The organism is Pseudonocardia xinjiangensis, assembly GCF_012911925.1.
Classification (GTDB): Bacteria; Actinomycetota; Actinomycetes; order Mycobacteriales; family Pseudonocardiaceae; genus Pseudonocardia; species Pseudonocardia xinjiangensis.
In genome coordinates this window covers 1-20,419 of the sequence record NZ_JAAXKY010000136.1, presented here as the reverse complement: position 1 = coordinate 20,419, position 20,419 = coordinate 1, and the positions used below count along the sequence as shown (strand labels likewise).

The following is a 20,419-nucleotide window of genomic DNA, read 5'->3' as shown; positions in this document are numbered from 1 at the left end:
CCCCCCGGCGGGCCTTCGCCTTCTTCGGGGGCGGGAGGGCGCCTTCCGCCCGCAGGCGGGCGGCGTGTGCCGCCAGCGCGTCGACCAGTGCCGGCACGCGGGCCTCGTCGGGCTGCACGTCGACGCGCAGGCCGAACTCGCGGGCCGTCTCGGCGGTCTGCGGGCCGATGCACGCGACGATGGTGCGGGCGTGCGGCTTGCCGGCGATCCCGACCAGGTTGCGCACCGTGGACGAGGACGTGAAGCACACGGCGTCGAACCCACCGGTCTTGATCGCCTCGCGGATCGGGGCGGGCGGCGGTGCCGCGCGCACCGTGCGGTACGCGGTGACGTCGTCGATCTCCCAGCCCCGGTCGCGCAGGCCCGCGGCGAGCGTCTCGGTGGCGATGTCGGCGCGGGGCAGGAGCACGCGGTCGACCGGGTCGAGGATGTCGTCGTAGGGCGGGAAGACCCCCAGCAGTCCCTCGGACGAGGACTCCTGCGACTCCTCGGCCGACGGCACCAGCTCGGGCACGATGCCGAAGCTGCGCACCTTCTCGGCGGTGGCCGAGCCGACACAGGCGATCTTGACGCCGGAGAACGCGCGGGCGTCGAGACCGAACTCGGCGAACTTCTCCCACACCGCACGGACGGCGTTGGTGGAGGTGAAGACCACCCACTGGTAGCGCCCGTCGACCAGGCCCTTGACCGCCCGCTCCATCTGCGTGGGCGAGCGCGGCGGCTCGACGGCGATCGTCGGCACCTCCTCGGCGGTGGCGCCGTGCACGGCCAGCCGGTCGCTCATCGCGCCCGCCTGGTCCTTGGTGCGGGGCACCAGCACGCGCCATCCGTACAGCGCGCGGGACTCCCACCAGGACAGCTCGTTGCGCAGCCCCACCTCGGCGCCGACGGTGACGACCAGCGGGCCCTCGAGGTCGGATGCCTCCGACACCATGGTGGCGAGGGTGGCCTGCACCGACTTCTGCGTCGTCGTGGTGCCGCTCGCGGTGACCGCGACCGGCGTCTGCGCGGCGAGACCGTGCTCGGTGAGGGCGCTCACCACCTCGGACAGGTGCGACGGGGAGGCGTGCAGCACCATGGTGCCCGGGGCGGCGGCGAGCCGGGCCCAGTCGACACCGGCGCGGACGTCGGCCTCGATGTGCGCCGAGCCCAGCGGCACGCCGGCGTAGGCGGGCACGGCCGTGCCGGCAGGCACACCGGGCACGACGTCGAACGCCACCTCGGCGCCGGCCACCGCGATGGCCTCCTGCACCACCGAGTCGACGGTCAGCGGGTCACCGCTGACCAGCCTCGTGACGGTGCGGCCGGAGCGGGCCTCGGCGACCAGGTCGCGCGCGACGTCGGCGGGCTGGCCGACAGCGGGCCGTACCTCGGCTCCGTCGGCGACCAGCGCCAGGATCGCCTCGGGAACGTCCGGATCGGTGACGATCAGCGGCGCGTTCGCAATGGCCTCCCGCGCGCGGATTGTCAACAGGCCGGGATCGCCGGGGCCACTGCCCACGAACGCGACCCGTCCCGGGGTACTCGGTGCTCGGTTCATCAGATCTCCCGATCCAGCGGTTCTCCGAGGGCTGCGGGGCCCCCCATGTCGAGAAGCTCGACGGCCAGGGCCGCCCCGAGCTTCTCGGCGTCGTCCATGTTTCCGGTGACGGAGGCGCGAATCAGCGCCCCGTCGGTCGTGCCGACGACGGCGCGCAACGACACGCGGTCGACCACGCGTCCCTCGTCGTCCCCCCCGGCAGAGCCGGAGATCGGTTCCCAGTCGGACACCACGTCTGCCAGCGCGCCGACCGGCGCGCTGCATCCTGCCTCCAGGGTGGCAAGCACCGCACGCTCGGCGGTGACGGCGGCCCGGGTGAACTCGTCGTCGAGCGCCACTGCGAGTGCACGACCCAACTCCAGAGCGTCGGCCCGGCACTCGATCGCCAGCGCACCCTGGGCGGGGCAGGGCAGCATCTGCAGCGGGTCGAGCAGCTCGGTGGCCTCGTCGATCCGGCCCAGCCTGCGCAGCCCGGCGGCGGCCACGACCACGGCGTCGAGCTCACCGGCGTGGACCTTGCCGACCCGGGTGTCCACGTTGCCCCGGATCGGGACGACCCGGAGCCCGAGGCCGAGCGCGTGCAGCTGAGCCCGGCGCCGGGCGGAGCCGGTGCCGACAGTGGCACCGGGCGGCAGCTCGCCGAGCACCATCCCGTCGCGGGCGACCAGCGCGTCGCGCGGATCCTCCCGAGGCGGCACGGCCGCCAGGTGCAGCCGCGGATCGGGCGCGGTGGGCAGGTCCTTGAAGGAGTGCACCGCGACGTCGACCTCGCCACGCACCAGCGCTTCGCGCAGGGCCGAGACGAACACGCCGACCCCGAGCTCGGCGACGGGCGCGCTGGAGCGGTCGCCGGTGGTGGCCACCTCGACCAGCTCGGCGGGCATCCCCGCAGCGCGCAGCCGCTCGGCGACCAGGCCGGCCTGGGCCATGGCGAGCGCGCTGGGGCGGGTACCGATGCGAAGGGTCATCGGATCGACTCCTCCGGTCCTGGGTTGTCGGACCGGGCCTCCAGCGCGGCGATCACGTCGCCGCTGCGCTGGATGGCCACGGCCGCCGTGGTCTGGGGGTCGAGCTCGAACAGGGCGCGCAGCGCGGCGGCGTAGCTGTCGCCGTCGGGGCCCTCGGCGAGGCGCTTCACCTGGACCGTGGGGGTGTGCAGGAGCTTGTCGACGACGCGCCGGACGCTCCTGGTGAACTCCTCGCGCACGCGGGTGTCCAGATCGGGCAGGCGGGAGTCGAGCCGCAGCAGCTCGGCGTCGATCACGTCGGACGCGCGGCGGCGCAGCGCCGTGACGGTGGGGGTGACCTCGGCGGAGCGCTGGGCCGCGAGGTAGGCCTGCGCCTCCTCGGCCACGAGCTCCTGGGCCGCGGCGACGGCGGCGCCGCGCTCGTCGGACGAGAGCCTGCGCTGCAGCGCGATCAGGTCGATGAGGGTGACGCCGGGGAGTGCGGCGACCCCGGCCTCGACGTCGCGGGGCAGGCCGAGGTCGCAGACGGCGAGCGGGCGCGCGGCCCGGCCGGCCACGGCGGCGGCAACGGTGGCCTGGTCGACCACGGTGCCGACGGCGCCGGTGCACGCGACCATCAGGTCGGCGGCCACCAGCTCGGCGGCCAGCGCGTCCAGGCCTGCCGAGCGTGCCGGGGTGCCCTGCGCGACGGTGTTCTCCACGAGGCGGGCGGCGCGCTCGGGCGAGCGGTTCAGCACCACGATCTCGGCCGCCCCGGCGCGCCGCAGGTGGGCGGAGGCCAGCGCACCCATCGCGCCTGCGCCGACGACCACGGCCCGGCGGCCCTCCAGGCTCCCGCCCAGCGCGGCGGACGCATCGGCGAGTGCCTCGGAGACGACGGAGGCGCCCGCGGCGTCGATGCCGGTGCTGGCGTGCACCCGCTTGCCCACCCGCAGTGCGTGCTGGGCGAGCTCGTGCAGCACGCGGCCGACGGTGCCCGCCTCGTCGGCGGCGGCGTACGCGCTGCGCAGCTGGCCGAGGATTTGCGCCTCGCCGACCACCATCGAGTCGAGACCGGAGGAGACGGCGAACAGGTGCTGCACCGCCGAGCCCGCGTAGTGGACGTAGACGTGCTCGGTGAACTCGGCCAGCGGCATCGCGGCGTGCCGGCTGAGCACCCCCGAGACGTCGGCGAGACCACCGTGGAAGGCGTCGACGACCGCGTAGACCTCGATGCGGTTGCACGTGGACAGCAGCACGGCCTCGGAGACGTGCGTGCCGTGCAGCATCTCGTCGAGCAGCTTCGGTACCTCGTCGGCCACCACGGCGGCCCGTTCCAGCACCTCCACCGGAGCGCTGCGGTGCGACAGTCCAACAACCAAGACGCTCACGGGAGCATGCCTCCGGAACCGTTCGCCGCGTGCCCGTTGACGCGGCTGTCGAGCGTGGCCGTGTCCTGCCCGGCCAGGTGTTTGCGTGCCACGTGGAACGCCAGGATCTGCAGCTCGACCGCCAGGTCGACCTTGCGGACCTCGACCTCCGGTGGCACCTGGAGCACCACCGGGGCGAAGTTGAGTATGCAGCGGACGCCGCTGCCGACGAGCAGGTCGCACACGCCCTGGGCCGCGGGGCCCGGGGTGGCGATCATGCCGATGGTGACCCCGCGCTCGGCGCAGATCTCCGGGATCGACCGGACGTGTTCGACGATGATGCCGTTGATGTGGATCCCGACCAGGTCGGGGTCCACATCGAACAGTGCCGTGACCGGGAACCCGCGCCCCCCGAAACCGCTGTAGCCGGCCAGTGCGTGGCCCAGGTTGCCCACCCCGACCAGCGCGACGGCCTGCAGGTGGTCCAGCCCGAGCGTGCGCTCGAGCTGGCGGACCAGCGCGGCGATCTCGTAGCCGACCCCTCGGATGCCGTAGGAGCCGATGTAGGACAGGTCCTTGCGCAGCTTCGCCGGGTTCACCCCGGTGGCGGCGGCGAGCTCGTCGCTCGACACGGTCTCGGAACCCTGCTCGGCGAGCTCACCGAGCATCCGGAGGTAGACGGCGAGCCGGGCGACACTGGCCTCGGGGATGGACCGCAGGCTCGCGGCGGCCGCGTCCTCGGAGCCGGCCTGCGGCGGCTTCGTCACGCTCACGTCTCCTCGATGGTGCTGTACTCGGATTTTGCTGCGTCACGGGCGACCCGAACCACACACCCCACGGAGCCGAGTGCACCCGGCCGAGTAACCCCGGGATCGGGCGTTGACGGCGACTGGAATACACGGTAGTCGCTTGTGAAGGCACGCACAAAGTTGCGATCTTGAACCTGATCGTGCTCGGCCGGGTACTTCCCCGGTCACGACCGGTGGTCGCCTCGTGACGCCCGCTCATCGTGCTCACCTCGGGCGGCGGGCAACCGGTGCCGATGATCGGGACCATCCCCTCCGCGAGGCCGGAACCGGGCTCAACCGGCCGGCCGGAGCACCCTGTCGACCACGAAGACGGTGGCGTTCGCCGTGGGGAGGTTGCCGCAGACGACCGCAGCCTGCGTGCCGTCCCCGCTGGTCACGGTGGGTGCGGCGGCGGGTCCGCCGATCGTGACCGTACCGCCGGCGAGCTCGGTGGTCTCCCCGGCGGCCACCAGGCCCGCCGCGTCGTAGCGCTGCGGGACCACGTAGTACGACAGCAGGGTCGCGAGCTGCTGCGGGTCGGCGAGCAACCGGGTGAAGGCCTGGTCACCCATGGTGGCCTTCGCCTGGTCGAACGCGGCATTGGACGGAGCGAAGAGAGTGATCGACTTCTGTGCGTTCAGCGCATCGGCCAGACCGGGTACCGCCCCGATCGCGCTCACCAGCGTGGTCAGCTGTGGGTTGGTGGCGATGGCGGCGACCACCGGCTGACCGGCCGTGGCGGCCGGGGAACCGGGAGCGTCTCCCTGTGGCAGCGACGCGCAGCCCGGGCCGAACACCTCCGCCGGGGTGGTGACGCCGTCGTCGGCTGCGGGCGGACCCGGCGCGGCGGAGGTCGCCGCGGCGGCCGGGGCACCGGCCGGCGGGCTGCTGGGAGGCGCCGGGGAACCGCTGCACGCCCCCAGCGCCATGGCCAGTGCCGCCACGGCCCCGACGGCGGCCAGGCGCGGGATGTTTCGCACGGGTGTTCCTCCTCGGACACGTCCCGGTGGGTCGGGACATGTCACCACGACGCCGGTGCCACGCCGGAGGTGGTGCACGCCTGCGGGTGCCGTGCCCGCCGCCGGATACGTCGAACGGCGCGTACGGGGCGGCTGACGGCGGATGGCCGCCGGCACCGGCCGGAACGGCCGACCAGGGCCCGGATCAGGCCACGCTGAAGATCGTCGCAGGCCAGCCCGTCGCCCCGTCCGGCACGACGTCGGCACTCGCCTCCGTCTGCGTCCGGCCTGCCGCGTCGGTGGCACGCGCCTGCACGGTGTGGCTGCCCGGCGCGAGCTGGAAGTCCGTGCGCCACATCCGCCAGGTGTCCCCGCTGACGTCGGTGGCGAGCTCGGCCGGCTGCCAGGCACCCCCGTCCATCCGCACCTCGACCTTGCCGATCCCGGTCGGCTGCGACCACGCGATGCCGGCCACCGTGACCCGGCCGGCCGGCACCGTCGCGTACCCGTTCGGCACGTCGATCCGTGCCTCCGTCTTGATCGGGCCCTGCACCGCCCACCCCCGGTCCACCCAGTAGCTCTGGCCGGCATCGAAGGTGGTGACCTCCATGTCGGAGATCCACTTGGTCGCCGAGACGTAGCCGTAGAGGCCGGGGACGACCATGCGCACCGGGAAGCCGTGCTCGGGCGGCAGCGCCTCCCCGTTCATGCCGATCGCCAGCATCGCGCCGCGGCCCTCCTCCATCACCACGGAGGTGGGGGTGCCGACGGTGAAGCCGTCGACGCTGGTGGAGAACAGCTGGTCGGCGCCCGGCCGCACGCCCGCCTCCAGCAGGATGTCGCGCAGGTCCACGCCGACGAAGTTCGCGGTCGAGATGAGGTTGCCGCCGACGGGGTTGGAGACGCACGTCATCGTGATCGTGCGCTCCACGAGCGGGCGGGCGAACAGGTCGTCGAACCGCAGCACGATCTCCTTGTCGACCATGCCGTGGATGCGCATCGACCACTGCTCCGCGGTCTGCTGGGGGATCCGCAGCGCCACGTCGATCCGGTAGAAGTCCGGGTTCCCGGTGAGGAACGTCGGGGTGCCCAGCTGCGGGAACGCCGCGCTCGCCGGGATCGCGGGCGCGCGCGCGGCCAGCCGGGCCGCCGCGAGCCGAGCCGTCACCGCCTGCCGCGAGTCGGCGGCGCCGCGGCCGAGCAGCTGACCTCCCACGGCCGCTCCGACGGACGCCACGCCCACGGCGGCCGACGAACCGATGAGCACCGTGCGGCGTGACACCCCACCCGCGGTCACCGGCTCGTCCGGCGCCTCCCGGGTGCGCAGCGCGAGCGCGTGCAGCCTCCGGAACACCGTGAGGCCCACGCCCAGCGACGCGAGCGGAGCGAGGACGTCGAGCAGGGCGAACGTGGGTGCGGTGGCCACCGCGAGCAGGCCCAGCACGCCCAGCACCCCGACCACGACGACAGCGGGGGTGTGGCTGCGGCGCGAGGCCAGGCCCGCGGCCGCCGCCACGACCAGCATGACCACGGCCATGCCCGCCAGGAGCACGGACTTGTCGGCCGTGCCGAAGGTGGTCTTGGCGAAGTCGGTGAGCCACTCCGGCGCGAACCGGATCACGGTGTCGCCGACCGCCAGGTACGGCGAGGACCCCGGCGAGACCACCCCGGCCACCAGGTGCCCGGAGCCGACGGCCGCGGCCACGGCCAGCACCCCGAGCAGAGCGGCGAACCCACGGGAGATGACGGATGGCGCGGGCGATGCCGACTCGGGGAGCGCCGCGGTCGTTGTACTCACAAAAACAGTCTCACCCCGGGACCGGCCGGGGTGCCCCGCAAAATATGACGATCCGCGGACGTCCCCGGCCGGACGCCCGCGAGTCGCCCGTTCCGCGCCCGCGAGTCGCCCGTTCCACGCCCGCGAGTCGCCCGTTCCACTCCCGCGAGTCGCCCGTTCCTGCTGCGGGCGGACGCCGTTGCGCAAGCGTGGTGGTCCCGTGTCGCTGTTCCAGGGCGGCCCGATGCCGCGTCATGTGGCCATGACGCGGTCGGGGCGGCGGCCGGGGGCTCCCGTCCTGACCCTCAGGCCAGCGCGGCCCGGAAACGCGCCTCCTCGACGCGCCAGAACCCGTGCTCCCGGCCGTCGATCATGATCACCGGGACCCGGTCGCCGTACTCCTCGCGCAGGTCGGCGTCCGAGTCCACGTCGACCGCCGTCCAGCCATGGCCGAGCTCTCCGCAGATCCGCGCCACATCGGCCTCCGCCGTGGCGCAGAACGTGCATCCCGCCCTCGTGTACACGACGACCTTCGGCGGCACGCCCTGGTCCGCCGCCGTCACGACTGCCCCGCCAGCTGGCGCCGGGCCACCTTGCCGGTGGGCGTCCTCGGTAGCGCGTCGGTGAACTCGATGACCGTGGGGACCTTGAACCGGGCCAGCCGCTCGACGCAGTGCGCGCGCACGTCCTCCTCGGTCAGCTCGGCGCCGGCGGCCGGCACGACCACCGCTTTCACGGCTTCACCGGTGCGGTCGTCCGGCACCCCGACGACCGCGCCCTCCGCCACCCCCGGCAGCTCCATGAGCACCTTTTCCACCTCCCGCGGGTAGACGTTGAAGCCGTTGACGATCACGACGTCGGACGAGCGGTCGACGAGGTGCAGGTCGCCGTCGGCATCGAGGAAGCCGACGTCGGCGGTGCGGAACCAGCCCTCGTCGTCCGGACCACCCTCCCCGTCCGGCCAGTACCCGGAGAACAGGTTGGGTCCGCGCACCGCGACCATCCCGGTGTCGTGCGCGTCGAAGACGTCGCCGTCGAGTCCGAGCTCGAGGTCGAGATCGCCGACGGGATCGTCCGCGTCGTCGGGGTCCCCGGCGTCCGGCTCGGGAGCCCCGCTGAGCGGGACGCCGTCCCGGTCGACGAGCCGCAGCTCGACGCCGGGCAGCGCACGCCCGACCGAGCCGGGCTTGCCGACGCCGTCGACCGTGGTGGTGGTCAGTACGGGGCCTGCCTCGGTGAGGCCGTACCCCTCGACGATGGTCAGCCCGGTGGCCGCCCGGAAGGCGGCGAACCACTCAGCGGGCAGCGGCGCGCCGCCCGAGGTGCACAGCCGGACGCCTGCGGTGGCGGCCCGCAGCTCGTCGGGCGGGAGGTCGAGCAGCGAGCGGAACATCGACGGGACGCCCGCGAGCCCGCTCACCCGGTGCTCGACGAGCACCTCGGCGATGTGGGCGGGCTCGAACCGCTCCACGAGGACGACGGTGGCGCCGGCCCAGCAGACCTGCAGGAAGCCTGCGGCCAGTCCGAAGACGTGGAACAGGGGCAGCGACAGCAGCACGCGGTCGACGGGGATCACCGGCGCAGGCCGCAGTGCGGCGGTCTGCTCCCGGTTGGCGAGCAGCGCGCGGTGCGAGAGCCGGACGCCGCGCGGGCTGCCCGTCGTGCCCGACGTGTAGATGAGCAGGGCGATGTCCTCGCCGCCCCCGGCGCCGCTCGCCGGTGCCTCGGCCCGCGCTGCGAGATCGGGCGGAGCGATCACCTGCGCGCTGGTGCCGGCCGCACAGGTACGCGCGGTGTCGTCACTCTCCGCAGCCACCACGACGGCCGGACTGCAGTCGGCGAGCACGACCTGCAGCTCCCTGGCCACGCCGATCGGGCCGAACGGAACGGCTACGGCGCCGGCCCGGAGCGCTCCCAGCACGGCCACGCAGAATCCCGCTCCGTTGCCGAGCCGGACCAGCACGCGGTCACCCGCCACGACGCCCGCATCGCGGAGGCGGGCGGCCTCGGCGGAGACGGCGCCGTCCACTTCGGCCCAGGTGAGAGTGATTCCGCTGGTCACGTCCACTATCGCGGCGTGCTCGGGGACCCGGGCCGCCGCCCGGGTCACCAGATCGGCCACATGGGCCTGCGTCCGCTCCTCGGGGAGGTGGCTCGGGCTGTGCACGGTTCTCCAGGGGTCGGCGCGGCGGGCGGGTTCACCTCCCAGAAGTCTGGCAGAACCGTGCGGCGCGGCGACGAGGACGCTCGTCGCAAATGCCCGAGGCGAGTCGAGGACCGACACGCAGTTGCCTGTGACACTGACCGCGGGTAGTTGGCCGCTCACCGGAACGTACCTACGGCGAGCGGTGGTGCGTGCTTCGCCACACAGCACCGGTCGTATGCTCCGCCGCTACACCCGACTCGACGTCCCGACACTCTGTGATCGCCGCGAGACTCACCCAAGGGAGTGGCATGAGAACCGTTGCCGCCAGCGCACCGCGGGACGTCCCGCGGCGTCCTGTCCCTCACGGCTACAGGACCAGCCGGGAGTCATGACCCGGTCCTCGCGTCAGCCCCGGCTGCTCCCCACTCAGACCGCCCGTCCCCCGGCGGCTGGAGAGGTAGAAATGCCCCCGACCACCGCTCCCCGCGTCGGCGCTCCCCCCAGGCCGACACGGCCGGCACCAGCCGGCGGCCCGCCGCTCCCCCGCCAACGGCCCTACACCTCGGATGAGCCGGCGCCGTCCGGCGCCGTCCTGAGCCCTTCCGGGCACTCGGCGCACGATCGCGGTGCCGAGTCCCCCGACGACACCGACGGCACGGACGACGCCGTGACCGCGACCGCGCGGCACGCCGAGCCGGACCCCCCTGAGGAGGGTGGGGCCTGGTCACTGGTCAAGGCCTCGCAGAACGGCGACATGGTCGCCTTCGGCGAGCTGTTCGACCGGTACTACGACGTCGTCTTCCGCTACGTGCTCTTCCGGATGGGCGACCGCACGCTCGCCGAGGACATCACGCAGGAGACCTTCGTCCGCGCCCTGCGGCGGATCAGCTCGGTGAGCTACCAGGGCCGGGACATCGGCGCCTGGTTCGTCACGATCGCCCGGAACCTGATCTTCGACCACGTGAAGTCCAGCCGCTACCGGCTGGAGCAGACCACCAACGAGATCATCGAGCTCTCGCCCAGCACCAACGGGCCCGAGCAGCAGGTGTTGGACGGTGCCACCAACGAGGAGCTGCTGCGGTGCGTCCGCAAGCTCAACCCCGACCAGCAGGAGTGCATCCAACTGCGGTTCCTGCAGGGGCTGTCGGTGGCCGAAACGGCCGAGATGATGGATCGCAACGAGGGAGCCGTCAAGGCTCTTCAGCACCGGGCGGTCCGCCGGCTCGCCCAGTTGCTACCGGAGGGCCTCCGATGAATGGACGCCTTATCGCGCACAGCACCCAGAGCGTTACAGGTGCGGCGAATGAACGACTCAATGCGGTGAACGGTCTTAACCCCGTAACCGGCTGCCCCAGGGCTCGTTGTACTGCTGAACGTCGCGCCACGCACCACCACGGCGCGCAGACTGACAGCGCAGGGATGCAGTGAGGACGGCCAACATGCCCGCCGGACAGGGCAAGGACGCAGAGCGGTTCGCCGCCGCCGTGGAGCAGGGGCTACCCCCCGGCTTCGCGGACGACGACGACCTCGCCCGGGAGCTGGAGATCGTGGCGATGCTGCGGTCCCACGGCGCGGCTTTCGCGCCGGACCCGGACGCCAAGGCGCGTGCGAAGCAGCGGCTCATGGCCATGCTCGCCGCCGAGCAGGGCGACCGGCACGGAAGCGGTCCCCGTCCACCCGTCCCACCACCGTCGGCGGAGGAGCAGACCGCCCCGCTCGGCCGGATCCTCGAGCCCGCCTTCCCGGTGCAGGAGGAGACCAACGCCTCCGCCGTCACCGGCAAGATCGCGGCCTACGCCGGTCGGCCCGACGAGACCCCCGACGCCGCCACCGAGGTGGCCACCACCGCTGTGGAGGCCCCCACCACCACGGCAGCCGCTCGTCCAGGGCGCCACGGCGCGCGGCACAGCACGCCGAACCGTCCCGCCGGCCGGTCCCGCGCCTCTCGCAGGCCAGCGGCGAGTGGTCTGCGCCGCCGGGCGGTGCTCGTCGGCACCGCGGCGATGGTCATGCTGCTCGCGATCGCCGGTGGCGGGATCTTCGCCAGCCGCAACGCGCTGCCCGGCGACAACCTGTACGCGCTCAAGCGGGCAGCCGAGTCGGCCGGTCTCGCCCTGACCTTCGACAACGCGGCGAAGGCCCGACGCCACCTCGACAACGCCTCCACCAGGCTCGACGAGGTGGAGAAGATGGTCGGACGCAACCCGCAGGCTCCCGTCGGGCCCCAGCTGGTCGCGTCCGCGATCCAGGAGTTCGACGCGGCCACGGGCGAGGGCTCACGCATCCTGCTCGCCACCGACGACACCGGTGGCGACCCGGCCGCGATCGGCGACCTCCGCACGTGGGCCTCCACGCAGGCGGAGCGGCTGAACTCGCTGCGTCCCGAACTGCCCGTGCCCGCTGCGGCCGACGCCGACGGCGCCATCGACCTGCTCGACCGGCTCGTCGGGCGGACCGAGGCGCTGACAGCACGCTCGTCCTGCTCGGAGGTCTCCTCCGGCGCCGACGACCTGGGCCCGCTGCCGGCAAGGGGCGCGTGTGCTCTCCGGCCGGCCGACCCGGAGTCCACGAAGGCGGGCTCCACCAGCGACGAGGAGCAGCCCTCGAGGCAGCACAGCTCGGACACCACCTCGCCGGACGGGTCCGAGGACCCGTCGTCCAGCGCGGTGACCGGCACTCCGGGCCCGGGCGAGCCGCCCGCGCTGCTGCCTGACATCGACACCGACGGGACGCCGCTCGACGGCCGTTCGGAGGAACAGGGCTCGGACGAGGACGACACGTCCAGCGCCACGAGGCCGAGGACGCCGAGCAACAACCAGAACGACGACGACTCTCCGCCGTCGTTCCTGCCCCAGATCACGCTGCCCCCGCTGCTTCCGGGGCTGCCGGGGATCACCATCGGCTGACATCGAGCGACCGGAGACCGAACACGAGGCCGCCGCGGAGATCACCTTCCGCGGCGGTCTCGTCGTCCGTCACGCCGCCCGAAACGCACCGTCCGACCGGACCCGCCAGTAGGGTGGCAGGGGACCCGATCCGCATCCGGAGGCCCGTAGGTGGTTGGAGAAGAAGAGCCCGGCGAACCCCTCTCGCCCACGGGTTCCGGTGAGCTCACGGGCGCCACGGAGACCCCGGGCGTGCTCGACGCGGCCACCTCGGCCGATCCGGCGGTGCGTGCCGGTGAGGCGGCGGCGGCCGCCGCTGTGGCGGCAGGCGACAGCGGCCCGGCCGACGTCCCGCTGACCGACCTCACCGCGGCTGCCTTCTTCGACGTCGACAACACGATGATGGTCGGCGCGTCGATCTTCCACTTCGCGCGCGGCCTGGCCGCACGGAAGTTCTTCACCACCGCCGACCTCGCCGGGTTCGCGTGGCAACAGATCAAGTTCCGGATTGGCGGCCGCGAGACCACGTACTCCACCACCACGGGGCGCGACACCGCGCTGTCGTTCGTGGCGGGCCGCACGGTCGCGGAGATCACCGAGCTGGGCGAGGAGATCTACGACGAGCTGATGGCCGACCGCATCTGGGCCGGCACTCGCGCGCTCGCCCAGATGCACCTCGACGCCGGGCAGCGGGTCTGGCTCGTCACCGCCACGCCCGTCGAGCTGGCCCTGATCATCGCGCGGCGGCTGGGGCTCACCGGTGCCCTCGGCACCGTGGCCGAGAGCGTCGACGGGAAGTACACCGGGCGCCTGGTCGGCGAGATCCTGCACGGTCCGGCCAAGGCCCATGCGGTGCGTGCGCTGGCCGTCACGGAAGGCCTCGACCTGCGCCGTTGCACGGCCTACTCCGACTCCGTCAACGACGTGCCGATGCTCTCCGCCGTCGGCACGGCGGTGGCCGTCAACCCCGACTCCGAGCTCCGGGACGTCGCCAAGGAACGGGGCTGGCAGATCCGGGACTTCCGCACCGGCCGCAAGGCCGCGCGGATCGGCGTGCCGTCCGTGATCGGCGCAGGTGCCATCGCCGGGGCGGTGGCCGCCGGCCTGGCGGCCCGCAAGCGGTGACAGCGCTCCTTACCCGAGGAACGCGTTGCGCCGCTGGCTCAGCAGCCGGTAGAGGGTGTGCTGGATGGTCTCGCGCACCTGGTCGGTCAGGTTGAACACCGTCATCGGGTCGTCCGCCTCGGCGGCTCCGATGGAGTCGGTGTAAATGGGCTCGCCGAACTCGATGTACCACTTCGACGGCAGCGGGATCAGCCCGAGCGGGCCCAGCAGCGGGAACAGCGGCGTCACCGGGAAGTACGGCGCCCCGAACAGCCGGGCCAGCGGCTTCAGGTCCCCGATCTTCGGATAGGTCTCCTCCGCACCCACGATGGAGCACGGGATGATCGGCACGCCGGTGCGGAGCGCGGCCGACACGAAGCCACCGCGGCCGAAGCGCTGCAGCTTGTACCGGTCCCGGAACGGCTTGCCGACGCCCTTGAAGCCTTCCGGCCACACCCCGACGAGCTCGCCCGTCGACATCAGCCGTTCCGCGTCCGGGGTGCATGCCAGGGTGCTTCCCTGCTTGCGGGCGAGCGAGCCCGCCACCGGCAACCGGAACATGAAGTCGGCGCCGAGCATGCGCAGGTGCCGCTGGGCCGGGTGGTCGTCGTGCAGGGCCACGGCCGTCATCAACGCGTCGAGCGGCAGCGTGCCCGAGTGGTTGGACACGACGAGCGCTCCGCCGCTGTCCGGGACGTTCCGCATGCCGATCGTCTCCACGCGGAACCACTTCTGGTACAGCGGCCGCAGCGCGGGGAGCAGCAGGTTGTCGGTGAGGTCGGCGTCGAACCCGAAGTCGTCCACCGCGTAGTCCCCGGAGAACCTCCGCCGCAGGAACGCGAGCGACTCGGTGAGCGCCTCCTCCCACGCCGGCGGGGTGGCCTCGGTGGCCGGCTCGGGTGCAGGCCCGGGGTCCGTACCGGCGTCCGCGCCGGCCGGCCGGGCGTGGCCGTTCGTATGGCCATTCGCATGGCCGTTCGTGTGGCCGTTCGTGTGGCCGTTGGTCTGCCCGCCGGAACGCCACTGCGGATGGCCCTCGTCGTCGACGTGCAACGGGATGATGCGGGCCTCGGACACGACGCCCTCCCCTGCTGGTGATGTGCCTGCCGGTGATGTCCCTGTCGGTGCTGCCCCTGCTGGTGCTGTCACGGGCCTGCGGCGCTGCGTCATCGCAACGACCTCGCGGCACCGAGGAGCCGCCGTTCCAGCGACTCGACCTGCTGCGGGCCGATGACCGGACGCAGCGCTCGGCCGCGTACGTAGTCGTCGAAAGCCTGCACCGTGGTCCAGCGCGGGCTGAAGCCGAACTGGCGCCGGAGCCTGCCGTTGTCGACCACCCGGCCGAAGTTGAGCAGGCGCATCTGCTCCGGGGAGAAGTCCACCAGGCGGGCGCCGCGGAAGACGCGGCTGACGGGCCCGACCGCTGCGCTGGGTACGGGCACCGGGATGCGGCCGGCCCGGCGGATGGCCTGCGACAGCAGCAGCACACCGTCGGCGGCGACGTTGAAGACGCCGGGGATCTCCTCGCTGGCCGCACGCTCGAGCACGGCGAGCGCGTCCTCCTCGTGCAGCAGCTGCACGCGTGCGTCGTAGCCGAGCACGGTGGGAACCACCGGCAGCGCGAAGTAGCGCGTGAACACCGTGTCGATGCGTGGGCCGATGAAGTTGGAGAACCTCAGGACCGTGACCGACACGTCGGGACGGCGGCGGGCGAACCCGCGCAGATAGCCCTCGATCTCGGCGGCGTCCTTCGCGTAGCCGCCGGACGGGAGGTCCTTCGGTGTCATGGACTCGTCGAAGATGGCCGGGTCGCGCGAGCTGGAGCCGTACACGGCGGTGGTGGACTTGAGCACCATCCGGCGTACCGACGGCGCCTTCTGGCACGCCGCGAGGAGCTGCATCGTCCCGATGACGTTCATCTCCTTCATCGCCGTGCGGCCACCGGACGAGCCGGGGTTGGCCGAGAGCGACGCGTGGACGACGGTGTCGACCGACGCGGTGGAGATGACCTTCGCGATCAGGGGGTTGCGGATGTCGGCGCGCACGAACTCGGCACGGCCCATCCGGCGTAGCAGATCGCGCGGGGGCGGCACGGTGTCTACGGCCAGCACGCGCTCGATCGCGGGGTTCGCCGCCAGACGGGCAGCGAGGTGGCCACCCAGAAAACGGCTCACCCCCGTGACGAGCACGACGGAAGGCGTCATGGCTCTACCCCAGGAATGCGGTCGGATGCATCGAGTGACCGATGCTAGACCTCCCAGGGCCGTGCAGGGTGTGAGGTGAGCGGGCACACCGGGCCGGGCGAACTTCGTAGCTCGGCCGGGTGAACCGCAGCGCGGCCGGCGACATGGCGCCGGCCGCTGCCGTCACTTGCCGAGCTTGCGACGCTGCACGCGGGTCTTGCGCAGAAGCTTGCGGTGCTTCTTCTTCGACATCCGCTTGCGGCGCTTCTTGATGACTGAACCCATGCGTGGCGACCCTTCCTGGTCGTGGAGCGGCCCGCGACGAGCCACTGGTGTGCGGTGATGTGCCCGGCCGGCTACCGCGCGACGAGCGCGCGTCTGACCGGGCGATGACCGGGGGCCCACTCTACCGGGCAGTTCCCACTGCGCTGCGCCCGCCGGGCGGTGAACGGTGCTCCGACGGCGTCAGCCTGCGTCGAAGTAGGCGGTGCGGAGGTACTCCTCGACCGCTCGCTTTGGCACCCGGAAGGAACGGCCGACACGTGCGGCAGGCAGGTCCCCACCGTGCACCAGGCGGTACACCGTCATCTTCGAGACCCGCATCATCGCCGCGACCTCGGCCACCGTCAGGAATTGCACCTGCGCGAGGTGGATCTCAGGGGGCTCGGACGGCATCCGATCACCGCTTTCGTGGTCGCACCGGACGTCCCCGGCTGCGGCCGGGTACGGCACCAGATGTTCCCCGTGAGCTTAGCGGTGCCGGTGTGACGGCTTCGACACCCCCAGGGCACTCCGTTGCGGAATTCAGCCCCGCGTCAGGGTGACATCACTAGGCCGTTCGGGCTCCGGGCCCGTCCGAAGGGTCAGCGCTGCCCGCCGGGCGCTCCCCGTACGAATGATCAGCGTTGCTCCGCCGCCCGGCCCAGCTCCACGGACCGGTCGTGCGCGGCCTCGATCGCCGCGATGAGGGCCGCTCGCACCCCGTGGCGCTCGAGCTCGCGGATCGCGGCGATCGTCGTCCCGGCCGGAGAGGTGACGGCCTCCCGCAGGATCACCGGATGGTCGTTCGACTCGCGCAGCATCCGGGCCGCTCCGAACGCCGACTGGACGATCAGGTCGGCGGCCACCGCTCGGGGCAGGCCGAGCAGGATCCCCGCGTCGATCATCGCCTCGACGAGGAAGAAGAAGTAGGCCGGTCCCGAACCGGAGAGCGCCGTGACGGCGTCCTGCTGCGACTCGGGCACCCGGACGACCCGGCCGACCGCGACGAGGAGCTTCTCCACCGTCGCGAGGTGGTCGTCGGTGGCGTGGCTGCCCGGAGAGATCGCGCTCATCGCCTCCCCCACCAGCATCGGGGTGTTCGGCATGACCCGGACCACCGGCGTGCCGGCAGGAAGTGCACCCTCGAAGAGGGCCGTGGGCAGCCCCGCACACAGCGACACCACCAGGGTCCCGGCCCGGAGTGCGGGCGCCAGCTCGGCGAGGGCGGGCGTGATGTCCTGCGGCTTGACGGCCACCACCACGATGTCGGCGACCTCGGCGGCGCCCGCCACGTCGACGGCTGCCACCCCGAGCCGCGCCGTGAGGTCGGCGGCCCGCTCCGGGTGCCGCTCGGTGAACACCAACTCCTCGGTGCTGCGACCCGCGGCCAGCAGTCCCGCCAGCAGCGCCTCTCCGATCTTGCCCGCACCGAGCACAGCGATCCGTGTCATGGAGCTGACGGTAACCCTGCAGCCCGCAGGGCCACCGCGCCCGGGCTGCCGTCGGGTCAGCGGGCGAGTGGTGCCAGCGCCAGCTGCCTGGCCTGACAGACCAGGCGCCCGGCGGCGTCGATCACGGTGACGTCCTCGTCGAACCACGGCCCGACGACGGCGCTCGACCGCGACTCCATCCGCAGCCAGCCCGGCGCGGGCCGGGCCCGCAGCAGGGCGGTGAGCTGCACGGTGGGCGCCCAGCCGAGCGTGCCGCCCAGGTTGAACACCGACGGCGGAAGGATGTCGCCTGCCAGCACGGCGAAGAGGACGTCCGTCGGCTCGTCACGCGGGCGGACCCACCCGCGGACGACGGGCTGTCCCGTCCCCCCTCGCTCGGGGGCGACCGTCCGGGCGTCGAGCCTCAGCTCGCAGGACCCGGCCAGCGTGAGCGGCCCCTCGCCCACGCCGGGGTCGATCGCGTCGGCTGGCGGCTCCGCAGCCAGGTCGGGCAGGTCCGTCCAGCGCGGCGGGTCGTCGGGGAGGCGGCCCGCGGTCACCGTGGCCGTGAGCATCGCCGTGCCGTCCTGGCTCATCCGGACCGCCACGACCGAGGTGGTGCGGCCCAGCTTGAGCACCTCGGTGGTCAGCTCCACCGGACCGAGTGCGGGAGCGCGGAGGAAGTCAGCCGCCACCGACAGCGGGTCGGGCGCCGCCCCCGGCGCGTCACCGGCGAGCTTGGCCAGCCCCGCCTTGGTCAGCAGCGCCATCAGCAGGCCGCCGTGCGCCTTGGGACCCAGGACGAAGCCGTGCCCGAGCTCAGCCGCGAACCGGCCGTCCCCGAGTGCCTCGATCGCGGTGGCACCGCGGAACGGCGGGGCCGACGGGCCACCCGACGAGCGGACGTCCGCGCGTGCCGTCACCGGGTCACGTCCTGGCGGGCGATCGGACGACAGTCTCCATCGAGCACCGCACAGAACTATCACCGTGGGCCACCCCGCCACAGCGGACGCAGGTGTGAGGTGCGTCTACCGCGAGGAGCGGGCGGGCTTGGGCATGCGGCGCGCCCCCGCCGTGGGCTGCAGGTGCAGCCGTGCGAACAGCAGCGACTCGGCCAGCATCGCCGTGCGGTCGTAGCGGGTGCGGCAGCGGCGCGTGCTCACCTCGACGACGACCACGCCACCGAAGCCGCTGCCGGTGAGCCGCTCGCACACCTCGGCGCACGGCTGGGTGCCACGACCCGGCACGAGGTGCTCGTCGCGAGCGGCCCCGCTGCCGTCGGCGAGGTGGACGTGGGTGAGGCCGGCACCCATCCGGTCGAGCATGGCGAGCGCGTCGGTGCCCGCTGCCGCGGTGTGCGAGAGGTCGAGCGTGTAGTGCGCGTGCCCGACCGCGGTGGGGTCGAACCCCGGGCTGTAGGGCACCGTGCGCACGCCGGACCGGACGACCGGGAACATGTTCTCCACCGCGAGCGCGACGTCGACATGCTCCCCGGCGCGTGCGACCTCGTCGGCGAACTGCCTGGCGTACCGGCGCTGCCAGCGGAACGGGGGGTGGATCACGACGGTGCGCGCCTCGAGGGTGGCCGCCGCAGCCACCGAGCGCCGGATGCGGACGATCGGGTCGGAGTTCCACACCCGCTGCGTGACGGCGAGGCACGGAGCGTGGACGGCCAGCACGGGCACGCCGTACCGGTCGGCGAGCCGGGCGACCGCGGCGACGTCCTGGCTCACCGGGTCGGACCAGACCATCAGCTCCACACCGTCGTACCCGAGCTCGGCGGCCAGCTCGAACGCCGCCGCCGTGGGCTCCGGGTAGACCGAAGCGGTGGAGAGGGCGACGGGCGCCGCCGGCCGGACCGCGGGCTGCACGGGCGTCATCTCCCCACGAGCACGAGAATCGCCGGTGACACCGTCAGAAGCAGGCCCACGAGCACGGCGAACACCGTGGTGCGCAGGTCGCTGTTGCGCAGGAGCGCGCGGACGACCACGACGAGACCCACCGTGACGAGCACCGCCGCGGCCAGTGCCACGACGGGAAGGCTGCGCCACAGGAAACGGAAGCCGACCCAGAGCGCGGCACCACCGATGGCGCCGACGATCCACTGGGCCACCACCGCGGCCCACACCTGGCCCGCCGAGTCGGCCAGCTTCTGCATGCCCGCCCGCTGACGGCGGCCGGCCCGCTGGTCCTGGTCGCCGTCCGGGTCGTCGTGCTCCAGGTCGTCGTCCTGGTCGCCGTGGAAGTCGTCGAGATCGACGCCCCCGAGCCCGGCCGGGTGGTCGTCGAAGTCGACGGGCGCCGAGGCCTCCGTGGGCGGCCCGCCGTCGTCGGCGGGTGCGCCGCGCCGTTCGCGGGTGCGGTCGCGGTGGTAGGCCTCCGCGCCGACGGGGGCCATGCCGATCTCCGTGGGCGGCCCGTCGTCGTCGGAATCGCGATCACCGGCGGCGGGTGCGCCGTACTCCGGGCGCCCGGAGGGGGCGAGGTCTGCCGGGGCGCCGGCCCGCCGGGACGCAGCGCGGCCGGGGGCGAGAGGGTCCAGCACGCCGGGACGGCCGTCGCGCACGGGCGCCATCTGCTGGGTGGGGTGCTCCCGCACCGGGTTGTCGAGCGGCGAGCGGCCGTTGGCCGGACCCGGCCGCTCGGCGGGCCGGGGCGCCGGGGGGACGACCCGACCGGGCTCGGGCTTCGGGACGGGCGGAGCCACAGCCTCGCGGGGCCGCGACTCCCACGCCACGGCCTCCCGCCGGCCGTCACGCGGCTGGGGTTCCCTGGGCTGGGGCGTCCGGATCTGAGGCTCGCGCGGCGGGAACTCCCGGCCCTGTGACTCCCGGGGCAGCGGCTCCCGGGACAGGGGCTCCCGGGACAGGGGCTCACGCGTTCCCTGCTGCCACGCCGGCTGGTCACGCTGGCGGGGCTGCAACGGGTCACGCCCCAACGGCTCCCGCGGCTGGGCCTCCCACGGCTGGGGCTCCCGGGCCCGCGGCTCCCGCGGCGGTGGCAGCTCGCGCGGTTGCGCCTCCCAGGGC

The 20,419-nt window shown here is 73.4% G+C and carries 19 protein-coding genes; 3 read left to right on the top strand and 16 right to left on the bottom strand.

The window, feature by feature from the left end; translation table 11 throughout:
- From HF577_RS29610 to HF577_RS29575, 8 genes are all read right to left on the bottom strand, one after another.
- Positions 1-1,540 (bottom strand): bifunctional uroporphyrinogen-III C-methyltransferase/uroporphyrinogen-III synthase (locus HF577_RS29610; protein ID WP_169399274.1); only part of this gene is annotated, 1,540 nt, incomplete at its 3' end.
- Complete coding sequence (gene hemC / locus HF577_RS29605) at positions 1,540-2,508, bottom strand: hydroxymethylbilane synthase (protein ID WP_169399273.1); 969 nt, start codon at positions 2,506-2,508, stop codon at positions 1,540-1,542. The genes hemC and HF577_RS29610, both read right to left, overlap by 1 nt.
- Positions 2,505-3,878, bottom strand: coding sequence for a glutamyl-tRNA reductase (locus tag HF577_RS29600; protein ID WP_169399272.1), 1,374 nt, complete (start codon positions 3,876-3,878; stop codon positions 2,505-2,507). The genes hemC and HF577_RS29600 overlap by 4 nt, the downstream gene beginning before the upstream one ends.
- Entirely contained in the window at positions 3,875-4,624 is a 750-nt protein-coding gene (locus tag HF577_RS29595; RefSeq protein WP_312859453.1) for a redox-sensing transcriptional repressor Rex, read from the bottom strand. The genes HF577_RS29600 and HF577_RS29595 overlap by 4 nt, the downstream gene beginning before the upstream one ends.
- A 314-nt stretch (positions 4,625-4,938) precedes the next feature.
- Positions 4,939-5,625, bottom strand: coding sequence for a fasciclin domain-containing protein (locus tag HF577_RS29590; RefSeq protein ID WP_312859452.1), 687 nt, complete (start codon positions 5,623-5,625; stop codon positions 4,939-4,941).
- A 184-nt stretch (positions 5,626-5,809) separates the two neighbouring features.
- Positions 5,810-7,402, bottom strand: a complete 1,593-nt coding sequence (locus HF577_RS29585; protein WP_407692251.1) for a molybdopterin-dependent oxidoreductase — start codon at positions 7,400-7,402, stop codon at positions 5,810-5,812.
- A 284-nt stretch (positions 7,403-7,686) separates the two neighbouring features.
- Positions 7,687-7,923, bottom strand: coding sequence for a glutaredoxin family protein (locus tag HF577_RS38815; protein WP_169399278.1), 237 nt, complete (start codon positions 7,921-7,923; stop codon positions 7,687-7,689).
- Positions 7,924-7,940: 17 nt separating this feature from the next.
- The gene (locus HF577_RS29575) at positions 7,941-9,548 is read right to left on the bottom strand and encodes an AMP-binding protein (protein ID WP_169399271.1); all 1,608 of its coding nucleotides are present in this window, start codon (positions 9,546-9,548) and stop codon (positions 7,941-7,943) included.
- Between the two features lie 646 nt (positions 9,549-10,194).
- Between HF577_RS29575 and HF577_RS29570 the strand changes: the two genes are divergently transcribed.
- From HF577_RS29570 to HF577_RS29560, 3 genes are all read left to right on the top strand, one after another.
- Positions 10,195-10,782: a sigma-70 family RNA polymerase sigma factor gene (locus HF577_RS29570; RefSeq protein WP_312859451.1), complete on the top strand. Its 588-nt coding sequence runs from the start codon at positions 10,195-10,197 to the stop codon at positions 10,780-10,782.
- 184 nt (positions 10,783-10,966) lie between these two features.
- Positions 10,967-12,433 (top strand): DUF5667 domain-containing protein, encoded by a 1,467-nt coding sequence (locus HF577_RS29565; protein WP_169399270.1) that lies wholly within the window; start codon positions 10,967-10,969, stop codon positions 12,431-12,433.
- Between the two features lie 231 nt (positions 12,434-12,664).
- On the top strand, positions 12,665-13,537 hold the full coding sequence (locus tag HF577_RS29560; protein WP_169399276.1) for an HAD family hydrolase: 873 nt from the start codon (positions 12,665-12,667) through the stop codon (positions 13,535-13,537).
- Positions 13,538-13,546: 9 nt separating this feature from the next.
- Here the strand turns inward: HF577_RS29560 and HF577_RS29555 are convergent, their stop codons facing one another.
- From HF577_RS29555 to HF577_RS29520, 8 genes are all read right to left on the bottom strand, one after another.
- Positions 13,547-14,593, bottom strand: coding sequence for a lysophospholipid acyltransferase family protein (locus HF577_RS29555; protein WP_312859450.1), 1,047 nt, complete (start codon positions 14,591-14,593; stop codon positions 13,547-13,549).
- 89 nt (positions 14,594-14,682) lie between these two features.
- Positions 14,683-15,720, bottom strand: a complete 1,038-nt coding sequence (locus HF577_RS29550; RefSeq protein ID WP_169399269.1) for an NAD-dependent epimerase/dehydratase family protein — start codon at positions 15,718-15,720, stop codon at positions 14,683-14,685.
- A gap of 162 nt (positions 15,721-15,882) precedes the next feature.
- A complete protein-coding gene (locus tag HF577_RS29545; protein WP_010241351.1) occupies positions 15,883-15,984 on the bottom strand; it encodes a 30S ribosomal protein bS22 in 102 nt (33 codons plus the stop codon).
- Between the two features lie 180 nt (positions 15,985-16,164).
- The gene (locus HF577_RS29540; RefSeq protein WP_169399268.1) at positions 16,165-16,374 is read right to left on the bottom strand and encodes a helix-turn-helix domain-containing protein; all 210 of its coding nucleotides are present in this window, start codon (positions 16,372-16,374) and stop codon (positions 16,165-16,167) included.
- Positions 16,375-16,598: 224 nt separating this feature from the next.
- Positions 16,599-17,411 carry a pyrroline-5-carboxylate reductase gene (proC, locus tag HF577_RS29535; RefSeq protein WP_169399267.1) on the bottom strand — a complete coding sequence of 271 codons (813 nt, stop codon included), beginning with the start codon at positions 17,409-17,411 and terminating at the stop codon, positions 16,599-16,601.
- A gap of 56 nt (positions 17,412-17,467) precedes the next feature.
- Positions 17,468-18,313, bottom strand: a complete 846-nt coding sequence (locus HF577_RS29530) for a thioesterase family protein (protein ID WP_169399266.1) — start codon at positions 18,311-18,313, stop codon at positions 17,468-17,470.
- Between the two features lie 105 nt (positions 18,314-18,418).
- Positions 18,419-19,270 (bottom strand): sugar phosphate isomerase/epimerase family protein, encoded by an 852-nt coding sequence (locus tag HF577_RS29525; protein WP_169399265.1) that lies wholly within the window; start codon positions 19,268-19,270, stop codon positions 18,419-18,421.
- The coding region (locus HF577_RS29520; RefSeq protein WP_169399264.1) for a hypothetical protein at positions 19,267-20,419 on the bottom strand (1,153 nt) is incomplete at its 5' end. The genes HF577_RS29520 and HF577_RS29525, both read right to left, overlap by 4 nt.

Bases quoted from the DNA above. Each gene is read 5' to 3' on its own strand.
- hemC (WP_169399273.1), bottom strand. From the start codon at position 2,508: ATGACCCTTCGCATCGGTACCCGCCCCAGCGCGCTCGCCATGGCCCAG.
- HF577_RS29565 (WP_169399270.1), top strand. From the start codon at position 10,967: ATGCCCGCCGGACAGGGCAAGGACGCAGAGCGGTTCGCCGCCGCCGTG.
- HF577_RS29550 (WP_169399269.1), bottom strand. From the start codon at position 15,720: ATGACGCCTTCCGTCGTGCTCGTCACGGGGGTGAGCCGTTTTCTGGGT.
- HF577_RS29545 (WP_010241351.1), bottom strand. From the start codon at position 15,984: ATGGGTTCAGTCATCAAGAAGCGCCGCAAGCGGATGTCGAAGAAGAAG.
- HF577_RS29540 (WP_169399268.1), bottom strand. From the start codon at position 16,374: ATGCCGTCCGAGCCCCCTGAGATCCACCTCGCGCAGGTGCAATTCCTG.
- proC (WP_169399267.1), bottom strand. From the start codon at position 17,411: ATGACACGGATCGCTGTGCTCGGTGCGGGCAAGATCGGAGAGGCGCTG.
- HF577_RS29525 (WP_169399265.1), bottom strand. From the start codon at position 19,270: ATGACGCCCGTGCAGCCCGCGGTCCGGCCGGCGGCGCCCGTCGCCCTC.